At 68.2% G+C, this 23,240-nt stretch carries 24 protein-coding genes; 12 read left to right on the plus strand and 12 right to left on the minus strand.

The features are described 5' to 3' along the window. Window positions 1-30 precede the first annotated feature (30 nt). The gene (locus tag ACFY6U_RS29955; RefSeq protein WP_390043189.1) at window positions 31-4,611 is read right to left on the minus strand and encodes an FtsK/SpoIIIE domain-containing protein; all 4,581 of its coding nucleotides are present in this window, start codon (window positions 4,609-4,611) and stop codon (window positions 31-33) included. A gap of 244 nt (window positions 4,612-4,855) precedes the next feature. Here ACFY6U_RS29955 and ACFY6U_RS29960 point away from each other — a divergent pair, with 244 nt between their 5' ends. The 6 genes from ACFY6U_RS29960 (at window position 4,856) to ACFY6U_RS29985 (ending at window position 9,772) form a co-directional block, all read left to right on the plus strand. Next, window positions 4,856-5,158 carry a WXG100 family type VII secretion target gene (locus tag ACFY6U_RS29960; protein ID WP_390043190.1) on the plus strand — a complete coding sequence of 101 codons (303 nt, stop codon included), beginning with the start codon at window positions 4,856-4,858 and terminating at the stop codon, window positions 5,156-5,158. A 121-nt stretch (window positions 5,159-5,279) separates the two neighbouring features. Continuing rightward, window positions 5,280-5,603, plus strand: coding sequence for a hypothetical protein (locus tag ACFY6U_RS29965; protein ID WP_390043191.1), 324 nt, complete (start codon window positions 5,280-5,282; stop codon window positions 5,601-5,603). Further along, complete coding sequence (locus ACFY6U_RS29970; RefSeq protein WP_390043192.1) at window positions 5,600-7,120, plus strand: putative T7SS-secreted protein; 1,521 nt, start codon at window positions 5,600-5,602, stop codon at window positions 7,118-7,120. The genes ACFY6U_RS29965 and ACFY6U_RS29970 overlap by 4 nt, the downstream gene beginning before the upstream one ends. Before the next feature lie 7 nt (window positions 7,121-7,127). Next, the gene (locus tag ACFY6U_RS29975; protein ID WP_390043194.1) at window positions 7,128-8,501 is read left to right on the plus strand and encodes a hypothetical protein; all 1,374 of its coding nucleotides are present in this window, start codon (window positions 7,128-7,130) and stop codon (window positions 8,499-8,501) included. Between the two features lie 34 nt (window positions 8,502-8,535). After that, the gene (locus tag ACFY6U_RS29980; protein ID WP_390043196.1) at window positions 8,536-9,186 is read left to right on the plus strand and encodes a hypothetical protein; all 651 of its coding nucleotides are present in this window, start codon (window positions 8,536-8,538) and stop codon (window positions 9,184-9,186) included. Next, the gene (locus ACFY6U_RS29985; RefSeq protein WP_390043197.1) at window positions 9,179-9,772 is read left to right on the plus strand and encodes a hypothetical protein; all 594 of its coding nucleotides are present in this window, start codon (window positions 9,179-9,181) and stop codon (window positions 9,770-9,772) included. The genes ACFY6U_RS29980 and ACFY6U_RS29985 overlap by 8 nt, the downstream gene beginning before the upstream one ends. A gap of 56 nt (window positions 9,773-9,828) precedes the next feature. Here ACFY6U_RS29985 and ACFY6U_RS29990 read toward each other — a convergent pair whose 3' ends face one another. The 5 genes from ACFY6U_RS29990 to ACFY6U_RS30010 all read right to left on the minus strand — a co-directional run bounded on the left by ACFY6U_RS29990 (window position 9,829) and on the right by ACFY6U_RS30010 (window position 13,424). Beyond that, entirely contained in the window at window positions 9,829-10,527 is a 699-nt protein-coding gene (locus ACFY6U_RS29990) for a hypothetical protein (RefSeq protein WP_390043199.1), read from the minus strand. 117 nt (window positions 10,528-10,644) lie between these two features. Continuing rightward, a complete protein-coding gene (locus ACFY6U_RS29995; RefSeq protein ID WP_390043201.1) occupies window positions 10,645-11,688 on the minus strand; it encodes a hypothetical protein in 1,044 nt (347 codons plus the stop codon). Next, window positions 11,676-12,350 carry a hypothetical protein gene (locus ACFY6U_RS30000; protein WP_390043203.1) on the minus strand — a complete coding sequence of 225 codons (675 nt, stop codon included), beginning with the start codon at window positions 12,348-12,350 and terminating at the stop codon, window positions 11,676-11,678. Before ACFY6U_RS30000 ends, ACFY6U_RS29995 begins: the two co-directional genes overlap by 13 nt. A gap of 349 nt (window positions 12,351-12,699) precedes the next feature. Continuing rightward, window positions 12,700-13,077 carry a hypothetical protein gene (locus ACFY6U_RS30005; RefSeq protein ID WP_390043204.1) on the minus strand — a complete coding sequence of 126 codons (378 nt, stop codon included), beginning with the start codon at window positions 13,075-13,077 and terminating at the stop codon, window positions 12,700-12,702. Beyond that, window positions 13,077-13,424 carry a hypothetical protein gene (locus ACFY6U_RS30010; RefSeq protein WP_390043206.1) on the minus strand — a complete coding sequence of 116 codons (348 nt, stop codon included), beginning with the start codon at window positions 13,422-13,424 and terminating at the stop codon, window positions 13,077-13,079. Before ACFY6U_RS30010 ends, ACFY6U_RS30005 begins: the two co-directional genes overlap by 1 nt. Window positions 13,425-13,606: 182 nt before the next feature. Between ACFY6U_RS30010 and ACFY6U_RS30015 the strand changes: the two genes are divergently transcribed. Beyond that, window positions 13,607-13,876, plus strand: coding sequence for a GntR family transcriptional regulator (locus ACFY6U_RS30015; RefSeq protein ID WP_390043207.1), 270 nt, complete (start codon window positions 13,607-13,609; stop codon window positions 13,874-13,876). Between the two features lie 109 nt (window positions 13,877-13,985). On the opposite strand, the gene ACFY6U_RS30020 is transcribed toward ACFY6U_RS30015, so the two are convergent. The 6 genes from ACFY6U_RS30020 to ACFY6U_RS30045 all read right to left on the minus strand — a co-directional run bounded on the left by ACFY6U_RS30020 (window position 13,986) and on the right by ACFY6U_RS30045 (window position 19,095). Beyond that, on the minus strand, window positions 13,986-14,696 hold the full coding sequence (locus ACFY6U_RS30020) for a hypothetical protein (protein WP_390043209.1): 711 nt from the start codon (window positions 14,694-14,696) through the stop codon (window positions 13,986-13,988). Between the two features lie 27 nt (window positions 14,697-14,723). Then, a complete protein-coding gene (locus ACFY6U_RS30025; RefSeq protein WP_390043211.1) occupies window positions 14,724-15,614 on the minus strand; it encodes a hypothetical protein in 891 nt (296 codons plus the stop codon). Window positions 15,615-15,632: 18 nt separating this feature from the next. Next, on the minus strand, window positions 15,633-16,856 hold the full coding sequence (locus ACFY6U_RS30030) for an enoyl-CoA hydratase/isomerase family protein (protein ID WP_390043213.1): 1,224 nt from the start codon (window positions 16,854-16,856) through the stop codon (window positions 15,633-15,635). A 58-nt stretch (window positions 16,857-16,914) separates the two neighbouring features. Further along, window positions 16,915-17,217 carry a hypothetical protein gene (locus tag ACFY6U_RS30035; RefSeq protein ID WP_390043214.1) on the minus strand — a complete coding sequence of 101 codons (303 nt, stop codon included), beginning with the start codon at window positions 17,215-17,217 and terminating at the stop codon, window positions 16,915-16,917. A gap of 61 nt (window positions 17,218-17,278) precedes the next feature. Beyond that, complete coding sequence (locus ACFY6U_RS30040; protein WP_390043216.1) at window positions 17,279-18,268, minus strand: hypothetical protein; 990 nt, start codon at window positions 18,266-18,268, stop codon at window positions 17,279-17,281. Window positions 18,269-18,321: 53 nt separating this feature from the next. Next, window positions 18,322-19,095, minus strand: coding sequence for a hypothetical protein (locus ACFY6U_RS30045; protein ID WP_390043217.1), 774 nt, complete (start codon window positions 19,093-19,095; stop codon window positions 18,322-18,324). A 255-nt stretch (window positions 19,096-19,350) separates the two neighbouring features. Between ACFY6U_RS30045 and ACFY6U_RS30050 the strand changes: the two genes are divergently transcribed. The 5 genes from ACFY6U_RS30050 to ACFY6U_RS30070 are packed head-to-tail and all read left to right on the plus strand — an operon-like array spanning window position 19,351 to window position 23,183. After that, window positions 19,351-19,653 carry a WXG100 family type VII secretion target gene (locus ACFY6U_RS30050; protein WP_390043219.1) on the plus strand — a complete coding sequence of 101 codons (303 nt, stop codon included), beginning with the start codon at window positions 19,351-19,353 and terminating at the stop codon, window positions 19,651-19,653. Continuing rightward, window positions 19,650-21,053, plus strand: coding sequence for a hypothetical protein (locus ACFY6U_RS30055; RefSeq protein WP_390043221.1), 1,404 nt, complete (start codon window positions 19,650-19,652; stop codon window positions 21,051-21,053). The genes ACFY6U_RS30050 and ACFY6U_RS30055 overlap by 4 nt, the downstream gene beginning before the upstream one ends. A 35-nt stretch (window positions 21,054-21,088) precedes the next feature. Further along, a complete protein-coding gene (locus tag ACFY6U_RS30060; RefSeq protein WP_390043223.1) occupies window positions 21,089-21,934 on the plus strand; it encodes a hypothetical protein in 846 nt (281 codons plus the stop codon). After that, the gene (locus tag ACFY6U_RS30065) at window positions 21,931-22,584 is read left to right on the plus strand and encodes a hypothetical protein (RefSeq protein WP_390043224.1); all 654 of its coding nucleotides are present in this window, start codon (window positions 21,931-21,933) and stop codon (window positions 22,582-22,584) included. The genes ACFY6U_RS30060 and ACFY6U_RS30065 overlap by 4 nt, the downstream gene beginning before the upstream one ends. Continuing rightward, the gene (locus tag ACFY6U_RS30070) at window positions 22,584-23,183 is read left to right on the plus strand and encodes a hypothetical protein (RefSeq protein ID WP_390043225.1); all 600 of its coding nucleotides are present in this window, start codon (window positions 22,584-22,586) and stop codon (window positions 23,181-23,183) included. The genes ACFY6U_RS30065 and ACFY6U_RS30070 overlap by 1 nt, the downstream gene beginning before the upstream one ends. Window positions 23,184-23,240: the final 57 nt, after the last annotated feature.

Consider the following 23,240-nt stretch of genomic DNA (forward strand, 5'->3'; position numbering starts at 1 on the left):
GAGTCCCCGGACCGCCGAATCCACCGCGTGTTACTGCGGGGTGGTCACCGTGACGTGCTCCCCGCTGCCCAGGTGCAGCATGCCCTTGCCGGGCTGGATCGGGCCGCCCACCATGGCCCGGGTGGTCCGGATGCCGATCAGCTCGCCGGAGCCGGACTCCTGCGGGGAGAGCAGGATGCCCCGGCGGGCCTTCTTGGCGTCGACCTGCCAGCCCGAGAAGCCGTCGCAGATCTCGTCCTCGTCACCGGCGATGACGACGGCGAGCCCCTCCTCGGTGCCGCGCTCCACGATCCGCTTGAAGACGTCCTCGGCGTCGCAGTCGTCCAGCACCTCGGCGTCGTCGACCAGCACGACGATCGGCTCGGCCGGGGACGCCGACGACAGCACCTCCGTCAGCTCGTCCTCGTCCACGTCCCGCCCGGTGAATACCTTCAGCACGCCTTCCCGGCCCTCCAGTTCACGCAGCGGCGACTGGCGGGGCGCGGCCACGACGATCCGTACGCCGTTCGCGAGGTAGGAGCGGGCGAAGCCCAACAGGGTCGTGGAACGGCCGGACTTGGCGGGCCCGCCGATCACGAACGCGGGGACGCCCTGCGCCAGGTCCGGTCCGAAGGCGGTGAGTTCGTCGCCGCCGACACCCACCAGGGCCCACAGCGGGGCGGCCGCCACGGCCGGGGTCCGCATCGCCCAGGCCTCCTCGAAGGAGATCCGGCTGGGCAGTACGTCCACGCGGAACGGGCGCCGGGAGCGCTCCACCTGGGCGTCGCGGGCCTCGGCCGCCTCGCCGATCGCGACGATCGCCGCGTTCTGGCCCTGACCGGTGGTGTCCGCGGAGAGCAGCGCGAACTGCGTCTCGGCGGCCGTCTCGCTGCGGAAGGCGCGGCCGGGCGGGATCTCCTCGGGAACCTTGCGGGAGTTGATGTCCAGCATCGAGAAGTCGGCGCGGTCGGCGAGCCGCAGACCGTACTTGTCCTCGGTGAGGGAGGAGATCCGGCCGGCCAGGATCTGCCGGTCACCGGTGAGGACGAGATGGATGCCGACGCTCGCGCCCTCCCGCATCATCACCATGATCTGGTCGGTGAGGTCGCCGTGGTTCAGCTCGCCGAGGGTGGGCAGCCAGCCCTCCCAGCGGTCCAGCAGCAGCACGATGTGCGGCAGTCGCTCCGCCTCCGGTACGGCGGCCCGCTGCTCCCCGATGTCCGCGAACCCCCGGTCCGCGAGCAGTTCCTGACGTCGGCTCAGCTCACCGGAGAGGCGGGCCATGAGCCGCACCACCCGCTCGGTCTGGTTGCGGCCTACGACGGCACCGCAGTGCGGCAGCCGGGTCAGCGCGTTCAGCGCGCCGTTGCCACAGTCGATGCCGTACAGGTGCACGTCGGCACAGGAGTTGGTGCGGGCCAGCGAACCGGCGATGGTGCGCAGCACCTGGGAGCGTCCGGTGCGCGGGGCACCGGCGACGATGAGGTGCCCGAAGGTCGCGAAGTCGACGGCGACCGCACGGCGGGCCTGGTCGGCGGGCAGGTCCTCGACACCGTACGCGGCGGCGGGCAGCGCGCCCTGCGCCTGCACGGCCGGCACGTCGTCGAGCAGCAGCATGTCGTCGAGGGCCGGCAGCCACGGCGAGTGCTGGGCCGGGATCCGCAGGGCGGTGTTGGCCTCCCGGACGGCGTCGACGAGCACCTTCAGGTCGGTGATCTCGTCGTCCTCCTTCGCCTCGGACTTCGGCTTGCGCAGCGCGGCCCGCCCGAGGTCCTGCCAGGACAGCGCCCCGGCCCAGGGCGCGAGGGTGGCCGGATCCGCGGCACCCGGCCGCCGTCCGCCGACCCGGCCCGACTGGAAGGGGACCAGCGAGGCGTGCCCGAGCCGGACGTACGCCCGTCCCGGCGTGCTCTTGGCGATGTGCCCGGCGTCGGGCGCGTCGATGACGTCGGTCGACTCGCCGGCGTCGGTGACGCGCAGCGCGATCCGGAGGTTGGTGTTGGCCCGGATCTCGGGCGACACGACACCGGAGGGCCGCTGGGTGGCGAGCAGGAGGTGGATCCCGAGCGACCGCCCTCGCTGGGCGATGTTCACAAGTCCCGTGACGAAGTCGGGCAGATCGCGCACCATCGACGCGAACTCGTCGATGACGATGAGCAGTCGGGGCACCGGGGAGCGCGAGGGGTCTCTCCTGACGAGGTCCTGGTAGTCCTCGATGTCCTTGGCGTCGGCGGCGGCGAGGATGTGCTCGCGCCGCTTCAGCTCCGCCCCCAGCGACTCCAGGGCCCGCTCCACGAGATGGGCGTCGAGGTCGGTCACCATGCCCACGGTGTGCGGCAGCTTCACGCAGTCCTTGAACGCCGAGCCGCCCTTGTAGTCGACGAGCACGAAGGTCATGTTCTCGGGGGTGTTGGCGACGGCCAGCGCGGCCACGATGGTCTGCAGCAGCTCGGACTTACCGGAACCGGTGGTACCGGCGATGAGTCCGTGCGGCCCGTCGCGCCGCAGGTCGATGCCGAACGGGCCGTCGTACGACTCGCCGATGACGGCCATCGTCGACTGGCCACCCATCCGCCAGCGCGCGGCGATCGCGTCCCGCGTGGGCGGCTCCAGCTGGAGCACGTCGAGCAGCCGGCTGGCGGCGGGCAGGGCGGAGTCCTCGCTCTCGCCGCTGATGTCGCGGAGCGGGGAGAGCGAGCGGGCGAGCCGTCCGCACCAGGCGGCGGAGACGAAGTCGGGCCGCACGTTCCGCTTGCGCAGCGCCCCGCTCTGCTCGACGCGCAGCCGCAACTCCAGGTCCTGCGGCGCCTGTTCCTCACCGCCGCCCTGCTGGGGATGCCAGGCCTGGAAGGACGGAAAGCCGCCGACCGCCTGCTGAGCCACGGGCGTCGAGGCCTGAGCGGCGGCCTCCTTGGCGGCCCGCGGCTCGGCGACCACGACCCCCTGGCACTCCCCGGGCAGGAAGCGCTCCTCCTCGTCGAGGCAGATGGACCTGATGGCGACGCCCGGCCCCTCCTTCAGCAGCCGTACGACACCGGGCATGGACCGCAGCCGCCGCGACCCGTCCCACACCACCACGATGTCCGGGTCGGAGAAGGCCGGCCCGTCGGTCTTGCTCCGCCCGCCCTTCTGCAGGGCCTTCTGCCGGCCGTCGAGCAGCTGGGTGAGCTCGCCGACGCGGGCGCCGACGGTCTCGGAGTCGGTGCCGATGAGGACGTTCACGTCCTGACCGCCGCCCGGCCGGGAGTGCGGCAACCACCGCACCCAGTCCCAGCGTTCACCGGCGTCGTTGTCGGTGAGGACGTAGAACTGCACATCCATGGGGCTGTGCAGCACGGCGGTCTGGGCGACCGCCCACCGGCCCAGCGCATGCGCCGAATCGCCCGGCCCGGCGACCCCGATCACCCCGAGGTCGCGCAGCGACAGCCCGACCGGGGCGTCCTCGATGTACCAGCGGACCTTGCGCTTGTGCTCGTCCTGCTCGGGGTCGTCGAGCTCGACCTCGGAGGGCACGCGACCGGTGCCGAACCTGATCAGCAGATGGTCGGCGTCGGTGCGCCGCCGCTCCCACAGCCGCGTCCGCGGCCCGGTGCCGTACGTCAGCACGGCGGCCGGATCCGGCACCGCGGCCCGCCGCTCGGACCGCTCCGCGACCAGCGCCTCCTGGGCTTCTGCTTCGATCCGCTGCTTGTGTTCCTTGTACTCCTTGAGCTGCTTGGCGTGGGACTTCCTGCCGTGCTTCTTGTCCATGAAGTAGTTGCCGAAGAGCATGAGCGGGCTCATCAGCGCCATGATCAGGTAGTACCAGCGCCCGAACATCATCACGGAGACGACGGCCCCGACGAGCGGCAGCAGCGCCATCAGCCAGGGCAGCGGCCGGGCCTCGTAGTCACCGAGCGGGTTGGGCAGCGAGAAGTGCGTCTGCCGCTCGGCGGGGCGCAGCCGCGGGGGCCGGTTGTAGTCGAGCCCCGCACCGTCGTCGGACCACTTGAGGGCGGCGTTGGGCGGGGAGTACCCGGTGATTTCGAGAAGGGTGTTGCCGAGGGCGAGCTGCGAGTTGAGGGGCCAGTCGCCGTCGCTCTGCACCGTTTCCCCGTCCAGCCGCGCGTCTTCGGTGTGTATCGCGACTTTGCAGGTGCCGTCGATGGCGATGGTGAGGGTGGCGGCGCGGGCGGGCAGTTCGGGGTCCTCGACGCGGAGGTGGGAGGCGGGTCCGGCGCCGATGTCGTACCGCCCGACCCAGAGCCGGTGCACGGCGCCGGCGGCGGGACCGCCGGCGACCCGGAACTCGACGATGCCGGTGGGCTCACCGAGCAGACACCCGGCGGGATCGTGGAGACTGACGACGACGCCGTCACGCAGCGGCGAGCCGACGACGGTGGCGGCGGGGTCGAGGGCGTACCCGTCGACGTAGGCGAGCGGCCCGGAGACCTGGACGGCCGCGGCCTGTTGCCGGTGCGCGCCGATGGGGATGACCTGGGCGCCGCCCTCGCCGGGATCCGGATACCCCAGACCGACCTGCCGGGCCAACTCCCTTGCGACGTCACCGACGGTCGACTCGGGATCCGCGTCGAGCACCACGTCGGCGGTGGCACCGCCGACCGGATCGACGACGGTCAGACTCAGGCGCACGTTCCGTCCCCCCACACACCGAGAGCACCCAACACAACAGTGCAAGTGACCTTAGCCGTCCATCCTTTCCCGGGTGCAACGGGATGAGCACGGTTCACGATTCCACCGCATGAGGACGGTGCGGTCGCACGCGTCACCCCCGTAGGATCTTTGCTCGTGCGGACGGCCATGCCATGGCCAAGGATCCGCGCGAACGGTGCCACGGGGGAAGGCCCTGAGGCCACACGAACGGGAGGGAGCCGTCATGGCCGGCAAAGACACGGACCTTACATATGCCGAGATGGAGAAGGTCGCTGGCGACCTGATCAAGGACATGCACGAGCTTGAGGACAAGATCAAGAACGTCGAGAAGCGCGTCTCCGCCCTGGTGGAGAACGGCTTCACCACCCAGAAGGCCTCGGGAGCGTACGACGACTCCATGAAGGAGTTCACGAAGGGCGCGTCCAAGACCATCCAGGGCCTGCACGGCCTCTCGGACTTCCTGAAGAAGGCCAAGGAAGCGTACGAGCAGCTGGACGACTCGCTGGCTAAGCAGGCCAAGGGCTAGTCACCCAGCCGTCTCGGCATGTGACGGGTCACGTCGGTGCGATGGAGCGGTCGGCCATCGCACCGACGGGTTTTGTGCGAACGTTTCATGAGTTTTCTCGACGGGGGCAACGGGGGTACTTATGTCGGATCAGACGGCCGATCTCTCACGCATCAAGGAGAGTGCCCGCTCGATTTCCAGGATCCACAAGGAGTTCGCCGAGAACGCGAACCCCGCGAAGGGGCTGGGGGTGCCCGTCTTCGGTGAGCAGGGGCTGGTCGACGTCTTCGACGACTTCGGCGACAACTGGCGGGTCCACCGCGGGCGTCTGCTGGACGAGCTGGAGAAGCTCTCGAAGATCCTCACCGCGGCGGCGAAGAGCTACGAGGACATCGACCACCAACTCGCCGACGCCCTGCGCGGGACGGATGCCAAGCCGGCCGGGCCCGGGGGAGGGACGAAGTGACGCGGCCCCGGGCCGACGAGTGGGCGGTGATCGGGGAACCGGCCGATCCGGTGCCCGGCGATCCGGACGAAGTCGCCAGACTCGGCAGAGAACTGCGGAAGACCGCCGAGTCCATCAAGAAGCAGGCCGCCGAGATCAAGGCTCTGTCCTCGGTCGAAGCGTGGAAGAGCAAGGCGGCGGACGAGTTCCGGCAGCAGGCGCAGGAGGCCGGAGGAAAACTGCGCAAGGCTTTCCAGCGCTACGACGCTGCGGCCGACGCACTGGGCGAGCGGGTCCTGGACGGTTCGTCCTCCACCGAGTACGCCTCGGAGCTCCACCGGGCGCAGCTGATGGCCGACAAGGCGCTCCGCGACGCCCGGACCGCCGACGACGAGCACCGGGCGAGCGGCGGCGCCCTCGACAAGCTGCCCAAGGACACCCCGGACGACGATCCGGGCCGCAAGAAGCTGCAGAAGCGCCAGGAGGCGGCCAGTTCGGCGCTGGAGCGGGCGAAGCGGGACCTGGAGGCGGCGAAGGAGGTCCGCGACGCGGCCGCCAAACGAGCCCGCGACGCCATTCGGCACGCCATCGACCATGACGGTCTCAAGGACAGCGGGTGGGACAAGTTCAAGGGGTGGGTGCACGATCATGCCGATGTGATCCAGGTGATCCTCACGTGGAGCGGCTGGATCGCCACCATCTGCGGGACATTGTCTCTGATGGTGGGATGGATCCCGATCATCGGTCAGGCGCTCGCCGGAATCCTCGGCAGCATCGCGCTGCTGGCCACCCTGGTTTCGCTCGTGGGCCACCTCCTTCTGGCCCTGTCCGGCGACGGCAGCTGGTTTGATGTCGCTCTCGACGTCGTCGGCCTGGTCACGCTGGGCATCGGTCGAGGTGCCATTGCGGGGGCCAAGGGCGCGTCACTGGCCGCCAAGGTCACCGCAAGGTCCGCGGCGGGCCGGGCGCTCAGGGCCGGCATCAGGGCAAAGCCCGGTACGGCTGCCTACCAGCGGGCCCTGAACCAGACGTGGAAGCAGGCCAACGCACTCAGCGGCGGTGCTCTGCGCGGCAAGGCCGGTGTCCAGGCCATCGCCGGCGCACCGAAGGGATGGAATCCCGGAACCGCCCGGCTTCTGGACGCCTTCAGTCCGAAGTCGATCGGCAAGGAGACATTGGAAGGCTTCAAAGGCGTCAAGGACCTCAAATGGAGCAACCTGCGACAGCTGGGCCAGAGTTCCAGCTGGGCCGGAGTATCGCCACGGGTCGGGGACAGCGGCATCGCCGGACTGGAGAAGAGCATGGGGCAGATCTCCGAGTCCCTGCGAGCCGACGATGCCGTGAAGGCGGCCGGCGGAGTGTTCAAGACGCAGACCCGGATCTGGGCGGGCTCGACCTTCGTCGCCTCGGCCACCGACCTTCTCGACAAGGGCGAGATCACCGGCTGGATCGGCGATCATGTAGGGATCGGTGGGTTGCACGACGGGGTCTGGTCGGCGACCGGGGTCAAGGACGCCACGACGACGGGCGATGGGTGAGCGGACAGTGAAGGCCGAGCAGCGGGCGACGGAGGAGGCGCCGGGCAAGCAGAGCGCCCTGGTGCGGCCCAGACGTATGCGCCCGCACAATGCCGATGTCGTGCGCCGGGCTCGTCTCTACGCTGACGGGAGGACCCTCGTCGTACGCGACCGGCGATCGCGTGAGCGCCGGTATCCGGTTGGTGCCGGAGGCATCAACCGGGCCGTGTTCGTCCCGCCGGATGCGTCCGACGCGTGGGAAACCGTCAGCAGGCGGCCTGCGGAGCGCTGGGGCGTGCTCGTCTTCGAGAACGTGGACGGGCGTGCCGTACTGACTGTCCCGCTCGCCGAATGGCTGCCGGAAGCCGGCGTTGTGGGAATCCTGGACCTGAAGCCGGCGAAGTGCCTGGACCGGACCGGGCTGAGAGAGCTGGCCAATGCGCTCGGTATCCCGGTGGAGGAGAAACCGCGGTTGACGAGTGGTGCGCCCGAGCAGCCTGAAACCGGTTCGAGCCGTGCCGCGGACCGCGCGGTCCACCGCGAACTGCCCCGCTGGCACAACTGGGTTCGAGGCATCGGCGCCTTCGGCTGGCTCATCGCTCTCGTCGTTGCCTTTGCGGCCGACGTCGACTGGTGTCTGCCGATCGCCGCAGGCGCTCTGTTCGCGCTGCCGGCAGCCGATTCCGTGGTGCGCGTCGGTGCGTGGTCGCGCAACAGACGGGACGGCGAACGCCTCGCCGAGGCCATGGTGATCACGCCCGATCCGGCTCCAGGCGAGGGCGCGACGCCGAGATTCACGCATACGGCGTCCGTACGTGTGCTGCCTGGTGATGTCGTACTCATCGACACCGTAGGGCGGGAGCGCTGGCTCGGACGCGAGGGCGCCAACGGCGTCGCACGGCTCGTACGCATCGTGTCCCGCAGAGACCGACAGCCGCTGGGTGTCGAGTTCCGGGACCGCAGGGGTGAGGTCCGGGCTCTGCTGCCGTGGCGGCACTGGTTCGCCGGCCCGCAGGGCCTGAAGCGCTGGGAGGATACGGTCTCGGCGCTCTCGGTTTCCGTGGCCGACGAGGAGATGCGAAACAGCAGGCAGCCCACAGGGGCCACTAAGCCCTGGTGGAACGGTCACCCCCTCGCCGCGGATGCCCGGGTGATGTCGCCGCTGCCGGCCAAAGAGGCCCGGGCCGAGACGAGTTGGCACAGCTCGGTGATCGGTGGGAACGAATTGCTGCTGGTTCCTCTCTTCAGCCTTGTGCTGCTCGCCGGACTCTTCGGTGACACCGTCACAGCGCGCTTGGCCGGTCTGTTCTCGGCTCTGACCATCGTGGCCGAATGGGGCCCAGCTGCGACGAGGTCGCTGTTCAGCCGCTTTTACTACGACAAGCCGAACGAGAATGCGTGACTACACCGGCCGGACCGACGACCCCGGAGCCTCTGTGACCGCGAACGTGGGCATCCCCCGCACTCCCGCATCGCCCGCCGATTACCGGCTGTTGCTGCCGGACGGCTGGTTCCGGGTACGGATCGACCCGGAGGGGCGCGAACGCTCGATCGATGCGTTGGTCGACCGGAAGTTCGAGGGAGTCGACAACGCGCCCCACCTCAAGCGGCAACTGCGCGACGAACTCCTGGCGCAGGCCACGGCGGCCTACCGAGACGGCGGAATCGAGCTGTACCTGAGCCTCCAGCAGGCGGGCCCCCTCACGATTCCCGCATCCCTGCTGATCACGCTGCTGCACCCGGCACCCGGCACAGCCCAGCCCGACCCGACCGAACTGGCCAGGCGTCTCTCGGCCGACATGGACGCCGAGGCCACGGTCGTGGAGCTGGCGGCGGGCACGGCGGTCCGCGTGCGCCGGGAGACCGGGCAACCGGACACCCTTGCTCCGGCCGGGGCACCCGGAAGCGCCGACGAGGTGCTGCCCTCGGTCACGGTGGACTACCAACTACCCGTGCCCGGAAGCGCGGCGCACCTCCTGCTGACCTTCTCCACCCCACTCCTGCAGATCGCCGACGCCATGGTCGAGCTCTTCGACGCGGTGGCCGGCTCGCTTACCTGGCTGGACGGTGACGGCACCCATGAGTGACATCGAGACATGCGGCATCGTCTGCCCGACGGACTGGGTGCCGCTCCCGCTCGATCCGTCGGACGACGTGAAGAAGTGGGCGAAGATCACCGCGGCGGAACTCTTCGATCGGAGTCGCGCGGCGGGGTACGAGCTGGACAGCAGAGCCCTGCGGAAGGACCTGCGGGGCTGGGCCGAGGACAGCCGCAGCCGTGGGCCGTTGTACGGCTTCGCCTTTTACCCCGACGGCTTCGACACCGCCCTGGCCCTCCTGGAAGTCGAGGTCGTCCGGCCCGACGAGACCGTCCCCCGGTTCTCCCTCGACTGGCTGGCGGACACCTTCAGTACACACGAATTCGGTACCCCGCAGATCTCACACCCCGAACTGCCGATCGGCCCTGCCGTGCGCCTCCGCCAGAACTTCGCCGCGGACGGCATGCCACGCGGCGGTCCCGGAGTGCTGCTGCAGACAGTCACGTACGGAGTCCTCCCGGAAGGCACCGACAACGCCGTCGTGCTCCAGGTGTCCTGGACCGTGCCGGGAATCGACGAGGAGATGGAGGAGGCCGCGGACAGCATCGCGTTGACGCTGACGGTGGGTTTCTGAGCTTCTGGAAGCCGGGTTGGGGGCGAGCACGTGAAGTGCTCGGTCGCACACGGCTGTCAGGCTTCCGCGGTCCGTGTCCCGCCCGGCAGCTGATGACGCTTCACGTACGTGTGAAGTTCGCTGTCCCACTCCTCGGTCGTCAGCGTTAGCCACGAACCGTCTTTGAAGCGCAGGAGCAGCTTGTCGTTCCTGACCTTGAAGGCAGAGAGTGGGTCCGCAAGGACGGCGTCCTCGGTCGCTATCTCGGCGACGACCCGCATGAGGGCGTCGCGGCGGATGGATACACGCTTGGGCGGAGCGGCCAGCAGAATGCGGTCCTCGGCGAGTGCGACCAGACGTTCGTGGTGGGAGGAATGGCTGTACCACCGATGGAGAAGGCGGCCGGCAGCTCCGTTCCAGTCGCCGTCGAAGGTCGTGTCGAGACCGAACTTGACGACGGCCTCGTCCCGCTGCTTCTTCTCCAGCTTCGCGGCGCGGTGAAGCTCTTGAGCCCCTTCCGTCGACAGCATGCGCTCGAGGGCCTCCTCACCCGTGGCGAGGAGGCCGAACACCTTGCCGATGTACAGCAGGGGCGTGCCCAGCGCGACCCCGAGCATGCCGAGCGGCCTGATGAAGGCGGGACGCAACGGCGCAGATCCGGCTGCTCGGTGCGCTTCGGCCAGCGGTTCCGGGATCTTGCCGATGGTGCACCAGGCCGCTGCGTCGGGCGTGACGCCGAGCCGGTTTCGTATGGCGCGGTCGGCGCTCGCGGACAAACTCGTCCCTCTTTCCATGTTGTTCGCCGACGGCCTCGACCGTCGTCCTTCAGGCAGGGGAGGCCGTGAGCCATGCACACTGCTCTCGAAACCGCTGTCGGCGGCTTCACCGGCGTGTCAGTGGTTCACGGCCTGGGCTTCCTGGACCCTGACGTCCTGGTCGTTGCCGAAGGTGCCGTTCGGCATGCGGCCGGTTGTGTTTCCGGAGCCTGTCCAGGTGATCTCCCAGGTGACGGTGGCCTGAAGTTTGTACGCGCCGCCGGCTGACGACCGCAGGTACTTGATCCCGCAAGGCGGAGTCTGGCCGGCCCTCCCTGTCGCGTAGGGCTCACCGATCGAACCGTCGGAGTTGAACGTGCACTCACCGGAAGTGGGATAGGTCTCGGCGTCCTCGGTTCCCGGCTGGAGCTTCAGCGAGACGGGCGTGGCCACCGTGGTGGCCCGTATGTCCAGGCCCGGTGCGGTGATCGACGCGGTGACGGAGACAGGCTTGAAGTCTCCGTGGTCCAGCCATGCCCACGTGGCGAGGTTGACTTTGGTGGTACCGCTCGGAGCCAGTGTCACCTCGGTGCCCGGAACCTTGATCTGTTCACGGGCGAGTCCTGCCAGGATCTCTGGTGAGATGGCGTTCTTGACCTTCGGAGATTCGCCGTTCTTGGCCCAAAACGGCAGGGTCGAGTTGCAAGCCGTTCTCTCCAGGATGGGCGCGTTCGGATTCTCGACCGCGCCCCACCACATGCCCTCGTCCTGCTTGTCGAGGTTGTAGTTCTTGTACTCGCCGTTCTTGTACATCTCCCGAAGCTGGCTCGTGGCGTTCTTGGCGTAGTTGGGCTGGTCTGGGTCGGTCGTGACGTTTTTATACTCGGACTCCATCTGTTTGGCGAACTGCTTGGCCGTCCACTTGGGCGCGAGCCAACAGGCCGGAGGCGTCCAGGAGGTTCCGGCGGTCGAGACGTGACCCACGGACGGGCCGGAGCCGTTCTTCGAGGTGTCATAGGAGACCGCCGCGTAAAGAGTGTCGTCCTTGCGGCTGTTTTCCCTGGCGGTGGTGGTCGTGCCCTTGTCGATGGGGCCGCCGGCGAAGGCGCTGTGCGCCGGGGCGAGCAGCAGGGCGGTGACCAAACCGGCGACGCCGATCGTGTGACGCTTCAGGCCTTGCACTGTGTGGCCTCCGACTGCACCTCGACGTCCTCTGCGGTCCACAGTCCCCGGACCTCCTGGGACGCCGTCATGACGATCTCGAAGTAGTAGTAGTCCTTGTCACTGGGACTCGTCTTCAGGACCTTCTTGGACTTGACTTCCTTGCCGTAGAACTTCGAGTCGTCGTCACAGAAGGCGACGGAGGCGCGCTTGCCGTCGGCAGCCAGGTTCACCTTGCCCTGCGAGTAGCGCTGGACCCCGGTGACGGTCCAGCCACCGTCGATGTACTGCTTGATCTGCTTCTTCGCGTATGCCTGAGCGGTGCCACCCGCGGTGGAGTAGAACTTGTACGCTGCATCCTCCGCGTCCTGCCGGGTGATGCCGTAGTTGATGGCACGGACGAAGTTCTCCGCATCACCGAGAGCGGCAGCTTCCTTGGCGTCGGACGGCTTGCTGATGTCGAACGCCATCTCGAAGTCCGAGGGGAACGTCATGGTCGGACGGTTGACGTCCACAGCGGCGTCGGATGCGCTCGGCGACGCGGACGTCTTGGGGTCGCTGGTGTCGGCACCCGCGATCTTGTCATTGCCCTTGGCGTTGTCATCCCCGCCTCCGCATGCCGTCAGCAGCAGGGCTGCGCTTACGGCGAGCGCGGCAGCAACGGGCAAAGTACGGCGCTTCACAGTGAACTCCCCGTGAGACATATGTCCATTCAAGTCGTCCGACGGTATCGGGGAGGTTCTCGGTTTCGCCAGAGCGAACTTCCCCTTGAATGGTGATGATTCCGGTCGCATGGGGTGCGCTCGGAGGTGTGACCTGTGTCCTGGTCTTGCGTGAACGGACGAGGACCTCGGATGCGTTGGCATGCTCGGCCCGGCCCGCTGTGAGATGCGAGTTCCCCTTCGCTATCGCGGTGGCCGGCATCTCGGGCCGGGCCTCGGTCACCTCACCCGCGTGCCGACCTTGCGGACGCGTGGGGTGAGGCGGAGCGGTTGTGGGGTGGAGCGGGTGAACTCCTTCGACTCCTCCCGCTTACGCCCGTAGTCCGCTCCCCGCATTCGGCGTTGCCCGCCCGCGGGTGCTTTCGCGGTGCTCCTCATCGTCCGGTACGACCAAGCGCATGCCCCGGGACTCGGCGATGCGCAGCGCGTCGGTGAGGCACTCGGCGAGGCGGATGCCGGCGTAGCGGACCTCGGTGTAAGGCGACATGGGGTCTTCCAGTACCCGGCGGGCACGGCGGAGCAGGTCGGTGCCGGTGGCGAGCTGGGCGGCTTCCAGGTCGTCGGCGAGGCGGGAGAGGTAGCCGCCGTTGTTGTCGGTGACCAGGTAGCAGGGATTGCCTTCGGGGGTGGGCCAGGGGAGGAGGCGGGGGAAGGCCGGGCCGTGCGCGTCGCTGTTCGCTTGTCCCATTACGCGGCCACCTCCGGCGCACCGATCACGTGCTCGTCGAGGTCGATCCCGAAGTCGGCGGCCAGTACAAGGGCGAGTCGTCGGCGTTGCTGGAGGGCGGCCTCGCGCTCGTACGCGGTGAGGTAGGGGCGGACCAGAGCGGAGTCGGCGCCGTCGAGGAGGGTGGCCAGGCCGTACGGCGACCGGTGGCCGGGGAGGTGCGGGGGCTCGGCGGTGAGGGGGCAGCGTACGAGGGTGAGGTGCAGGTGGGGGAACGGGTGACGGTCAGGGCGGCGGCGCCGTTTCCCGGTGCCGGGGGCGAAGAGGAGGCGCAGCCATTGGAGGGCGCGGGGGATAAGGTCGTGCATGTCGACGCTCCTTGTAAGCGTTGGCCGTGCCCCGGGAGGTCTAGCCACCTCGCCGGGGTCCTGTCATTTCGACCATACCGGTAACTGCGTCCCCCTGCACCCCACAGATATGCTCCGCGCCCCACTGCGGCGGAACGCGTTCTACTCCTGCGATGTGCGCAAGGCTGCGGCACGGTGGAAACATGACCGAGCTTCCGCGCTATGAGTACGTGAAACTCGCCGACGCCATCGCGGCAGACATCGCCTCCGGGAAACTGCCGCAAGGGGCCGCACTGCCTGGCGAGCGCGCCATGACGGATCTGCACCGCGTGAGCATCGGCACCGTGCGCCGCGCCATCGTGGAACTCCGAAAACGAGGGCTGGTCGCGACGCTGCCCGCGAAGGGGACGTACGTCATCGGGATGCCGGAGTCAGACGGTGACGCCCACAAAGGGGACGGATCGAACGTCTGAAGGGGCTGCGCATTGCACTGAGCGTCCCCTGCCGCTCTGTTGACCACTCGGCATCAGCAGCCCACCACCCGCCCCGCTTCTTTCGGGCGCTGGCGCCGGTGGTGGGCGCTCAGTTCGCCAAGGCCGATTCGTCGGTCGTGTCGTCGCGCTGTCCTGACGAGTCCATGTTGTCTTCAAGAGTGGGGAAGGACACGGTCCGTAGGATCGCCACCGTTCCGTCGCAGAACTCACCCCAGTATTCGGTGGATGCCGTATGAAGGGTGAAGACGGCGGTGTACGGGCCGGTAGGGAATGGAACGTGGACCTCGATCTGACCGGTCAGCAGTTTCTTGGGCTGGCCGTCCGCCGTGATCGCCGGGTTGAGACTGAGCTCGCGCAGGGTGACGCAGGAGACCGCAGGGCCGCAAGGCAGGTCCATCCACCGGGCGTCGTTCAGGGGATCGCTACTCAGCGCGGCGAGGATGCCCTGTGCCGCGATCTCCGGATCCGTCTGATCTGTCTCGACGGCGGCTACGGTGAAGGCGCATTGGACGACACCGCCGTCGTCCGTGGAGAACAGGCCCAGCGCTGAGTAGGCGAGACCGCTGTCCGACAGATATTCGGCGATGGCCTCGAAGTAAGGAGCCGCGGGGGTCCAGATGGTCTCGTCGCCCCGGGAGTACAGCTCCCGTACGAAGGTGTGGGCGAGTTCGGCGCGTTCCTCCGGGGTGCCGGCGAGCGGGAGCGCGAAGAAGCCGCCGGGGGCGACGAACGTCATCGGCGGGACGGGGTTGTCGTCGGTGCCTGGATTGGGCGGAGTGATATCGGTGGGGGTGGCCATGGGGCGCTGTCCTGAAGTCGTGATCGGTCAGAAGCCGTAGTCACCGGGCTGGGGGTTCACTTCTTCGCCGTCAGGGCCCATCAGACGGATTACGGCGATGCGCTGCCCGACCGGCGGGTCCTCTGGGCCCAGTTGTTCGGCGAGGAAGTTGCCGCTCGGTCGTCGGCTGACCACGGGGGGAGCGGCGAAGCCGCTCTCTGCAACCATGGCGTTGACTGTGCGGCGCTGCCCGGGCGTGAGTGCGTCGAGGGGAATCAGTTCGTTCGGGATGGTCAGATAACGGAACCACTCGCCGGTGTATACGTGAAGGCGGCACCAAGAGCCGTCGGTGAAGCAGATGACGGTGTCCGCCTTGTCCTTGCTGTACGCCTTCCTCTCCACGGCCGCGATGTCACGGCGCCCGCACTCCCACAGGACCTCGGCCTCGCGGCCGCTGCCACCCGGGTACCCGATGAGGACGATTCGTTGGTCGGTGACGAACGCTTTGGTCTGATAGGAGGCATGCCTCCGGCCTCGATCGAGCTGCCAGGGCAGGGTGCGGGCGAGAGTATCCCGTGCAGCCCACATGACCGGGAAGTCCTCGACCTCGTTTTCGGGATCCTCCGGTGGCGTTTTGACGGGGCCGGAAGGGCCCTTGATGGTGCTGCCGGACCCGGCCAGGCTTTCCAGACCACCCACGACCACTGCAAAGAGCCCGATCAGGCCGGACCGGCCGGCGGAACGAGCCCGGCCACGATTCTCGGTCCGCGGGGTGTAAGTCGGTCCTTCGGGCCAGCCAGGAAGGGCGCCCTGGATGTCGTTCCGCTCCGTGTCGCGGAACCAGCGCATGCCGGAGACCTTGGGCGCGACACCAGTGGCAAAGGTGACGAGGCACCGGGTAAGCAGTAGTTCTCCGGGACGAGGTTGCCAGGTAGTCATGCAGTGTGCCTTCGGTCGTCAGGGGGAGGTTGCGGCTTCGTTGAGGCGATCACCCGCGGTGAAGTGTTCATGCGCGGCACTGACGATACTGACCGCCTTCGGGCCGATCTTGAACGCTCCGTCGATGCCTCGGCCCAGTTTGCTGAACGGGTCGACAGCCATCTTCCCCGGCGCGAGCAGATTCCAGGACTTCGTGCCCAGTGTCTGTCCCTGCCGATAACCCGCGTTCATGACCCCGGCCAAGCGGTTCAGTTTCGTGCTGTCGCTCCCCACCAACCGCATCGGACTCTTGCCCCAGAGCGCTACGGTCTTCCCGAAGGTTTCCAGGCGTTTCCCGCCCATCACTGCCTCGGCCTTCTCACCGAAGGAGACGAAGTTCCGGGAGGCAGCCGGACCCAGATCCCTGAACCCGGCGCCGAAGACAGTCTCCGCAGACTCCGCCACCCCCTTTTCAACCACGACTCCCTCCTTGCCGAAGGCGCCAATGCCCGGCAGTAGACCGAGTGCGTCCAACCCCAACTGCATCCAGGTGACGTCCGCTCCAGCTGCCATGGCAATCGAGTGGGACAACAAGGCCAGCCCACTTGTGAGGATGGCCGCCGCACCGAAGATCGCTCCCAAGGGTTCGAAGGGGAGCGTGATGATGGCCAGAAGGCCCAGCACTGCCGTGAGATCGCTCAAAATGTCGCCGACCATCTTGATCAGGTCCGCGTGATCTTCCAGCCACTTCCCTGTGGCATTCCACGCATCCTCGATCCCGTGCCCCAGCTTGTCCCAGAAGCCGGGCTCGTCGGGCGCGATGTCGGCGGCCTTGTCGAGTTCCTTGCCGATCTGCCGGGCAGCTTGGCGGTACTCCTCTTCCAGCTCGTGGACCTTCTGAATGACGCCGTCCACGGCGCTGGAGGCCTTGCCCAGTTCCATGCTGCCGTCGCTGCCGGCCTTCCCCTCGGCCTCTGCCTTGGCGTCGAGTTTTTCTCCGGCGCTCTTCTCCAGCCGGTCCGCCCGGTCCTGGAAGTCCTGGAGTTCGCCTGCCCAGCGGTGCAGGGCACGGGAGGCCTTGTCGAAGGAGTCGTGGCTCTTGCGGACGAGCGGGGTGACGTCCTTGTCGATGTAGTCGGTGAACGCGATCGCGGTCTTGCCCTTCCAGGCCCCGCACTCGATGCGTTCCAACTCACCGAGCGCCGTACCCAGCTCGCCGGCGAGCTTGCCGAGTTGCTTCGCGAGATCCCGGGTGTCCTCCACGCTCCCCGGCGTGGGATCCCAGCCTATGTGGGGGAAGGCAGGCCGTTGCCCAGCCACGTCACTTGCCCTTCTGCTGCGGAGCCTTGAGGGACTCTGCCAGGTCCAGGTCGAGCTTGCCGAAGCTTTCCCCGATCTTGTTGATCATTTTCACGGCGCCCTGGGTGTGCTTGCCGAGCTGTTTGATGCCGTAGCTCCAGTCGTCGGCGAAGTCCTGGACGTCTTCGATGAGTTGCTTCTCGCCGACGGCCGAGGCGTCCGCGCTGCGGAGGGTGCGGCGGGTGGTCTCCATGCGGTCGCTGATGGACGAGAAGGTCTTCTTCAGGTCCTGGAAGATCGTGTCTTCGAGGCGCAGGTCACTCATGTCGGATTCCGGTCTCCTGGAGCGGCCCGGAGCCGCAACTCGGCGGGCCGCTCGCGTCTCGTCAGCGGTTGACCGCCTGGATTTCCTTCACGGTCACGTTCTGCTCGTACGTGGACAGGCCGTCGGGCAGGCCCGGCTGCCGTGCGGGCCCGTCGGGGTCGGCCGAGTCCGTCCAGGTCACCTTCCAGGTGATCGACGCCTTGAAGGGGTAGGTGCCGGTTCCGGACGAGCGTTGGTAGGTGACGTTGCAGGCTGCGTCCTTGCTGTCGACCGTGTAGCCGTCGTTGCCCTTCACCAGGTCGTACGTGCAGGTCTGTGGATCGGCATCCGACGTACCCGCGTCGACCCTGAGGGCCACGGGAGTCGCGACGGTCGTCGCGGCCATCTCGATGCCCTTGTAGTTGATGCTGGCAGTCGTCCAGACCCGGTCGAAGTTCCCCTCGAACTTCACCCGCGTACCGAGGTTCACCTTGAGGTGGTTCGGGCTCGGGTTCAGCACCACGGGCGGCTTCGGCAACTTGGTCGAGTTGTAGGCGAGTTCGGAGAGAATCTCCGGGGTCAACTGGTTGGGATCCGCCTTCGGCTGGGCAGGCGGGACCCAGATCTCCCAGTTGGCCGGAGTGACGGGACAGGCGTCGGTGTAGTTGTCGTTGCGGAACTGCACCTGCCACCAAAGGCCCTTGTCGCCCTTGTGGAAGTCCTCGTCGGCACGCTTCTTCGCATAGCTCGCGGCCGGTTCCTGAGCGCCCTTGTACGAGGACTTGATGAAGTCCGCGTACTCGTCCGGCGTGTACATCGGCTCGTACCAGCAGACGGGGGGCTTCCAGTTGGCGTTCGAGGAGGTCGTGGTCGCGGTAGAGGTGGACGAGCCAGTCGTCTTCTGGTTGATGCGGATGTGGGCGCCGATGGTGCCGGCGCCCGAGTCGGCGCCGGAATCCGAACCGGAACCGGTGCCGGAGCCGGCGGGCGGTTGATCAGTCCGAGTACCGCCCCCCTTGCCATCGACCTGGCCGTCCCCCGCGTAGGCGGGAGACAGGGTCCCGAGGGCCACAACGAGAGTCGCCGCAACGAGCGTCCCGAGAAGCGGACAAGCGGCTGTTGACCTCAGCCCTGTACGCACGCGGAGTCCGCCTTCTTCCAGTTCTGCTCGGTCACTTGCCAGTCACCGTGTGAGTCCTTCGCGGCCTGAAGCGTGTAGAAGATGAAGTCATCATTGCTCGGCTTGGTGCGCAGCACTTTGCCGGTTTTGATTTCCTTGCTGTAACCCTTGCTCTGGTCCTCGCAGTAACGGACGGCGGCCGTCTTGCCGCTCGCTACATCCGTGACCTCGAAGTTGAAGAAGCGGTAGTGGCCAGTGACGGTGAGGCCTTGTTTTCTGACCGTCGCAACTCGCTGAGTCCAGTATGAAAGGGCCGATGCGGCGAAGTAGCGGTTCATGTTGGCCGTCTGGCCCTGGCCCTCGGCGAAGGCTTCGAGCCGAGCCTGTGCCGAGTAGGAGACGTCCCGCAGGATGGCGTCCTTCGTGGCGTCCCCGGTCGACTGCCGCTCCACGGTCGTGTCGATATCCGATGGATAGGCGAACGTCGGTGCGTTCTTGTCGGCAGAGGCAGAGGCAGAGGCGGAGGGTGACGGAGAACTCGACCCTCCCGCACCGGCCCCCGCAATCTTGTCATTGCCCTTGGAGCTGTCGTCCCCGCCTCCGCACGCCGTCAGCAGCAGAGCTGCGGTCGCGGCGAGCGCGGCGGCAACGGGCAAGGTGCGGCGCTTCACTGTGGACTCCCCCGTGAGAATGAAGTTCGGCAAGAGTGCAAACGGTATCTGCGGGATCCCGGGTTTCGCCACCGCGAACTTCGCTGTAAATGTGATGATTGAGGACATTCGGGGTGGCCCTGCAGGGCGAGGTGGCCTCTGGTGATGGCGTGACATGGCCCCACCCCAGGCCGGCCGCATGGGCATTGTGAAGATTGCGCGGGCATGGCGTGGACGCCTGTATTGCCTGGCCGGGCGCCGCCCCCTCCTTTGAGCTCCCTTTGCGGTCCGTTGGTTGTAGCCCCGAAAACCCGCGACAGACAGTGACCCTGGTCCTCTGCGTCTCGCGGGGCGGCCGGTAGGCAGGTGTTCACGGGGGTAGTTGTGGCGGACCACGTCAAGGTGTCCACGAGTGAGTTGCGGGAGATCAGCAGATCTGTCGCGAAGTTGAAGTCCAACTTTGAACGTGCGAAGGATCTCGTCGACTCGTACGGCTCCGAGATCGGGTCCGGCGAGGTGGCCGATGCCCTCGGCGACTTCGCGGACGACTGGAAGAGGAAGCGCAAAGAGCTCTGTGACGGGCTGGAGTTCCTCGGGAAGACCGCGGGTGAGGCGGCGAAGGCCTACGACGGGGTCGATCAGCATCTCGCCGACGCGCTGGTCAAGGCTCAGCCGGGGGACAAGTGAGCGATCACGACTTCGCCGGCGTCGACTGGCAGACGGCCCGGTACGACGACAGGGAGTTCACGCCGGGGGATCCGTACGAGGTGGCCCGGCTCGGGAAGCGGATCTCCGACACCGCCAGGCTGATCGAGGAGCAGGCCGGCAAGCTGAACAACCTCGTCGACGGGAACGGGTGGGACTCCGATGCGGGGAGGGAGTTCACCAAGAAGACCGGCGCCACCGTCAAGCTGCTGAGCCAGTCGCATCAGCGGTACGCGGCGGCGGGGGCGGCGCTCGGTTCCTCCGTGCCGTACGAGCCCATCGCCGACACCGTGCGGGAGAACTGGGCCACCGCCCTCAACCATGCGCAGAACCGCGTGCGTTCCGCTCTGAAGAAGGCCGCGGCTGCCGATGCCGACAGCAGTAACTACCAGAAGCAGATCGATCAGCATCCGTCCGGTGACGACAACCACCCGGACAAGCAGAAGCTGAAGCGGCAGAAAGAGGCCTCGGACGGGGAGCTCGACGCCGCGAAGCGGGAGCTTCGGGCCGCGCTCGAGTACCGGGACACGCAGGCCGGGTATGCCGCCAAGGCGATACGGGACGCCATCGACCACGACGGGCTGAAGGATCCCAAGCACCACTGGTGGGACAACTGGAAGGACTGGGTCGCCACGATCGGCCACTGGGCAGGCGTGGTTGCCGGTGCGTTGTGCCTGTTGTCCCTGGTCATCGGCTGGATTCCCATCCTCGGCCCTTTGATCGTCGCGGTGGCCCTGGTCGCATCCGTGGTCGCCCTCGTCTGCGACACGGTCTCCGCCCTGGACGGCAAGGGCACCTGGTTGGACGTCGCCATCGACGTGGTCGGCGTGCTGTCGTTCGGGGCCGGGCGGATCCTGGGGACGACGGCCAAGGAGGCGGCCCTCGCGGCTCGTGGCTCGTCGGCGGCGAAGGACGTTCTGGCCGCGCGTGAGCTGGGCGCGAGCAAGGAGTTCGCGGCCGAGCTCGCCGAGACGCTCTCGGGGGTCAAACCAGGCAAGATCGGTGAGGCGCTGGCGAAGGGACCGACGAGTCTGCTGCCCAGGATGCGGTCGGTCGTCAGGGAATCCTTCGACATCAAGTCCTACTTCACCGCTATCGGCAAGAACGAGGACCTGGCCAAAGGCATCGTCCGCGAGGGCAAGCTGCCCAGACTGCGGATGCTCTCCGACTCCGAGTTCAAGGGTATGGCCCGTTCCGCCAACCGTCTCTACTGGGCGAGCCAGGTCGGGCCGACGGTCGCGGGGGTCCTGAATCTCTCGCCCACGACGGGCTTGGAGCGGTACGCCGAGGCCGACTTGTTCAGCAGCATCAAGAAGGGCGTACCCGGTCTCGGCGCCAACGGAATCCCCTTCTACAACGGACATCTGACCGTCCAGGGCTGACGTCCGGGGCCGACGAGAGAACGAGGGCACAGCACGTGGCACGACAAGGCGACGACGACAGCGTTGACGAGCGGTTCGCCCGGCTTCCGCCGACCGCGCAGACGGCGCTCGAGGAGAATGGGCTCGGTCTGCCCCAGCTGCGCCGGATGGCGCAGGAGGAGGGCGGCGAGCGGCGGGTGCGGCTCATCCTCTCCGAGTTCTCGCCGTCCCCTCCCGATCCGGTCGGGTGGTGGGAGTACGGCGGTGACATCGACGGACTGCGCCGCGGGCCCGTGTGGCCCTGGCTGCGGCTGCTCCTGGTGGCTGTCGCGAGCGTCGCCCTCTGTCTGCTCACCACGTACTGGATCAACCGCCAGGCGCTGTTCGTCGGCGTGGCCCTCGCCGTCCCCGTGGCCTGGGCCGCGTTCAGGACCCGATGGTCGCGTGGCGGGTTCGTGGCCCTTGGCCTGGTCGGGGCCGCGTACGTCGTCCTGGTCTGGACGGGCTCCTATGCCGCCGACGAGTGGTATCTGCAACTTCGTGGCCAAGAGGTCAAGGTCACTTATGAGAAGCCCGAGAACGTGGGCTCTCACGGGGTCGCGACTCTGGCCTGCCGGGTCAAACTTCCCGATGGATCTGTCCGTCAGGTGTTCGAGAACGACAAGGTCTGCACGGACGAGGTCATGGTCGGTACCAAATGGACCGCGGTGATCGACCCGTCGGACCATTACCGGCCGTTCCTGGGGCACAAGTCCGATATCGGCGGCACCGTGCCCGGCTACCTCTGCCTGGGCGCCGCCGCTGTCCTCGTCCTCGCCCCGCTGACCGCCGCCGTCATGAGCCGCACGAACGAAGTGCGGAGCAGGCGAGGCGGCGAGGCAAAGAGGACGGCGAGCATATGACCGACGCCCGGTCGGCCTCGGTCACCGCCACCCCCGTCCCACCCCCCTCCGACTACCGCCTGGCCGTCCCCGACGGCTGGGAGCGGATCGTGCTGGACAGCCCGGAGCGGTGGACCCACCGCATCGACAAGCTGGTCAAGCGGGGGCTGCGGCGGACACAGGCCACCCCGCAGCTGGAGGCCGCGCTGGCGGAGCGGATGCGGGCGCAGGCCGAGGCGGCGCAGGCCAACGGCGGTGTGGAGATGTACGTCGTCAACCAGGTCCTCGGCCAGGTCCCCGTCTCCGCCGGTCTGGTCGTGACGGTGCTGCGGCCGTCGCCCGGCACCGAACCCGGCGACCTCGGCGATATCGCCCGCTCCCTCGCCCTCCGCACCGACGCCGGTGACAGCGGCGCCGACGGCGTCACCCTCGTCAACCTCCCCGCCGGCCCCGCCGTACGCCACCGCTACCTCCGCCGGCCCGCCGCCGACGACCCCGACGGCAACAGGCTCGCCGTCGCCCACCTGGACGTCTACCTCGCCGTCCCGCAGAGCGGCCAGCGATTGCTGCTCTCCTTCTCGACGCCGACGGCTCCGCCCCTGGAGCCGCTGGTAGAGGCCTTGGTCACGCTGTTCGACGCCGTCGCCCGCACCCTGCAATGGATGGCCTGATGCCCGAGTTCGCCGCGTCCACGGTGCGTATGAAGGTGCCCGGGGACGCCATGTCCCTGCCGGTGCGCGTGCCGGAGGTCGACCTGCACGCGTGGGCCGCGGAGGCGGCCGCGCGCCGCGTCGGCCCCGACACCCCCGACCCGAAACTCCTCGCGGCCCTCGCCGCCGAACTCCGCGAGGCCGCCGCCGACTCCCGCGGGCGCGGCCCGGTCACCGCGCTGTCGTACGTCCCCGAGCCGCGCCTCGGTGAGCTCGCCCGGATCGAGTTGTCCGCGCTGGTCGCCGACGACACGTACCCGACCCTGACCGTCGACCTCCTCCAGCGCTATCTCGCCGCCCCGACCGCCGACTCCTACCGGCCGCCCGAGGCCGAGCTCCGTACCCTGCCCGCCGGGCCCGCGGTGCGCGTCCGGCACGCGTATGTCCGGGACGTCGGCCGGGACGGGCTGGGGACGATCATGGAGACGTGCGCGTACGGCATCCGGGCCGACGAGACGTGGGGGCTGGTGCTGCTGACGTCCTGGCAGGTGCCGGCCCACACGGACGCGCTGTGCGAGCTGACCGACGAACTGGCGCGGACCGTACGGGTCACGGCCTAGCCGGACGGTCGGGCCGCCGTCGGTACGGACCGTCCGGGGCACGGCCTGGCCGCAATG

Source organism: Streptomyces sp. NPDC013157, assembly GCF_042899865.1.
GTDB lineage: Bacteria > Actinomycetota > Actinomycetes > Streptomycetales > Streptomycetaceae > Streptomyces.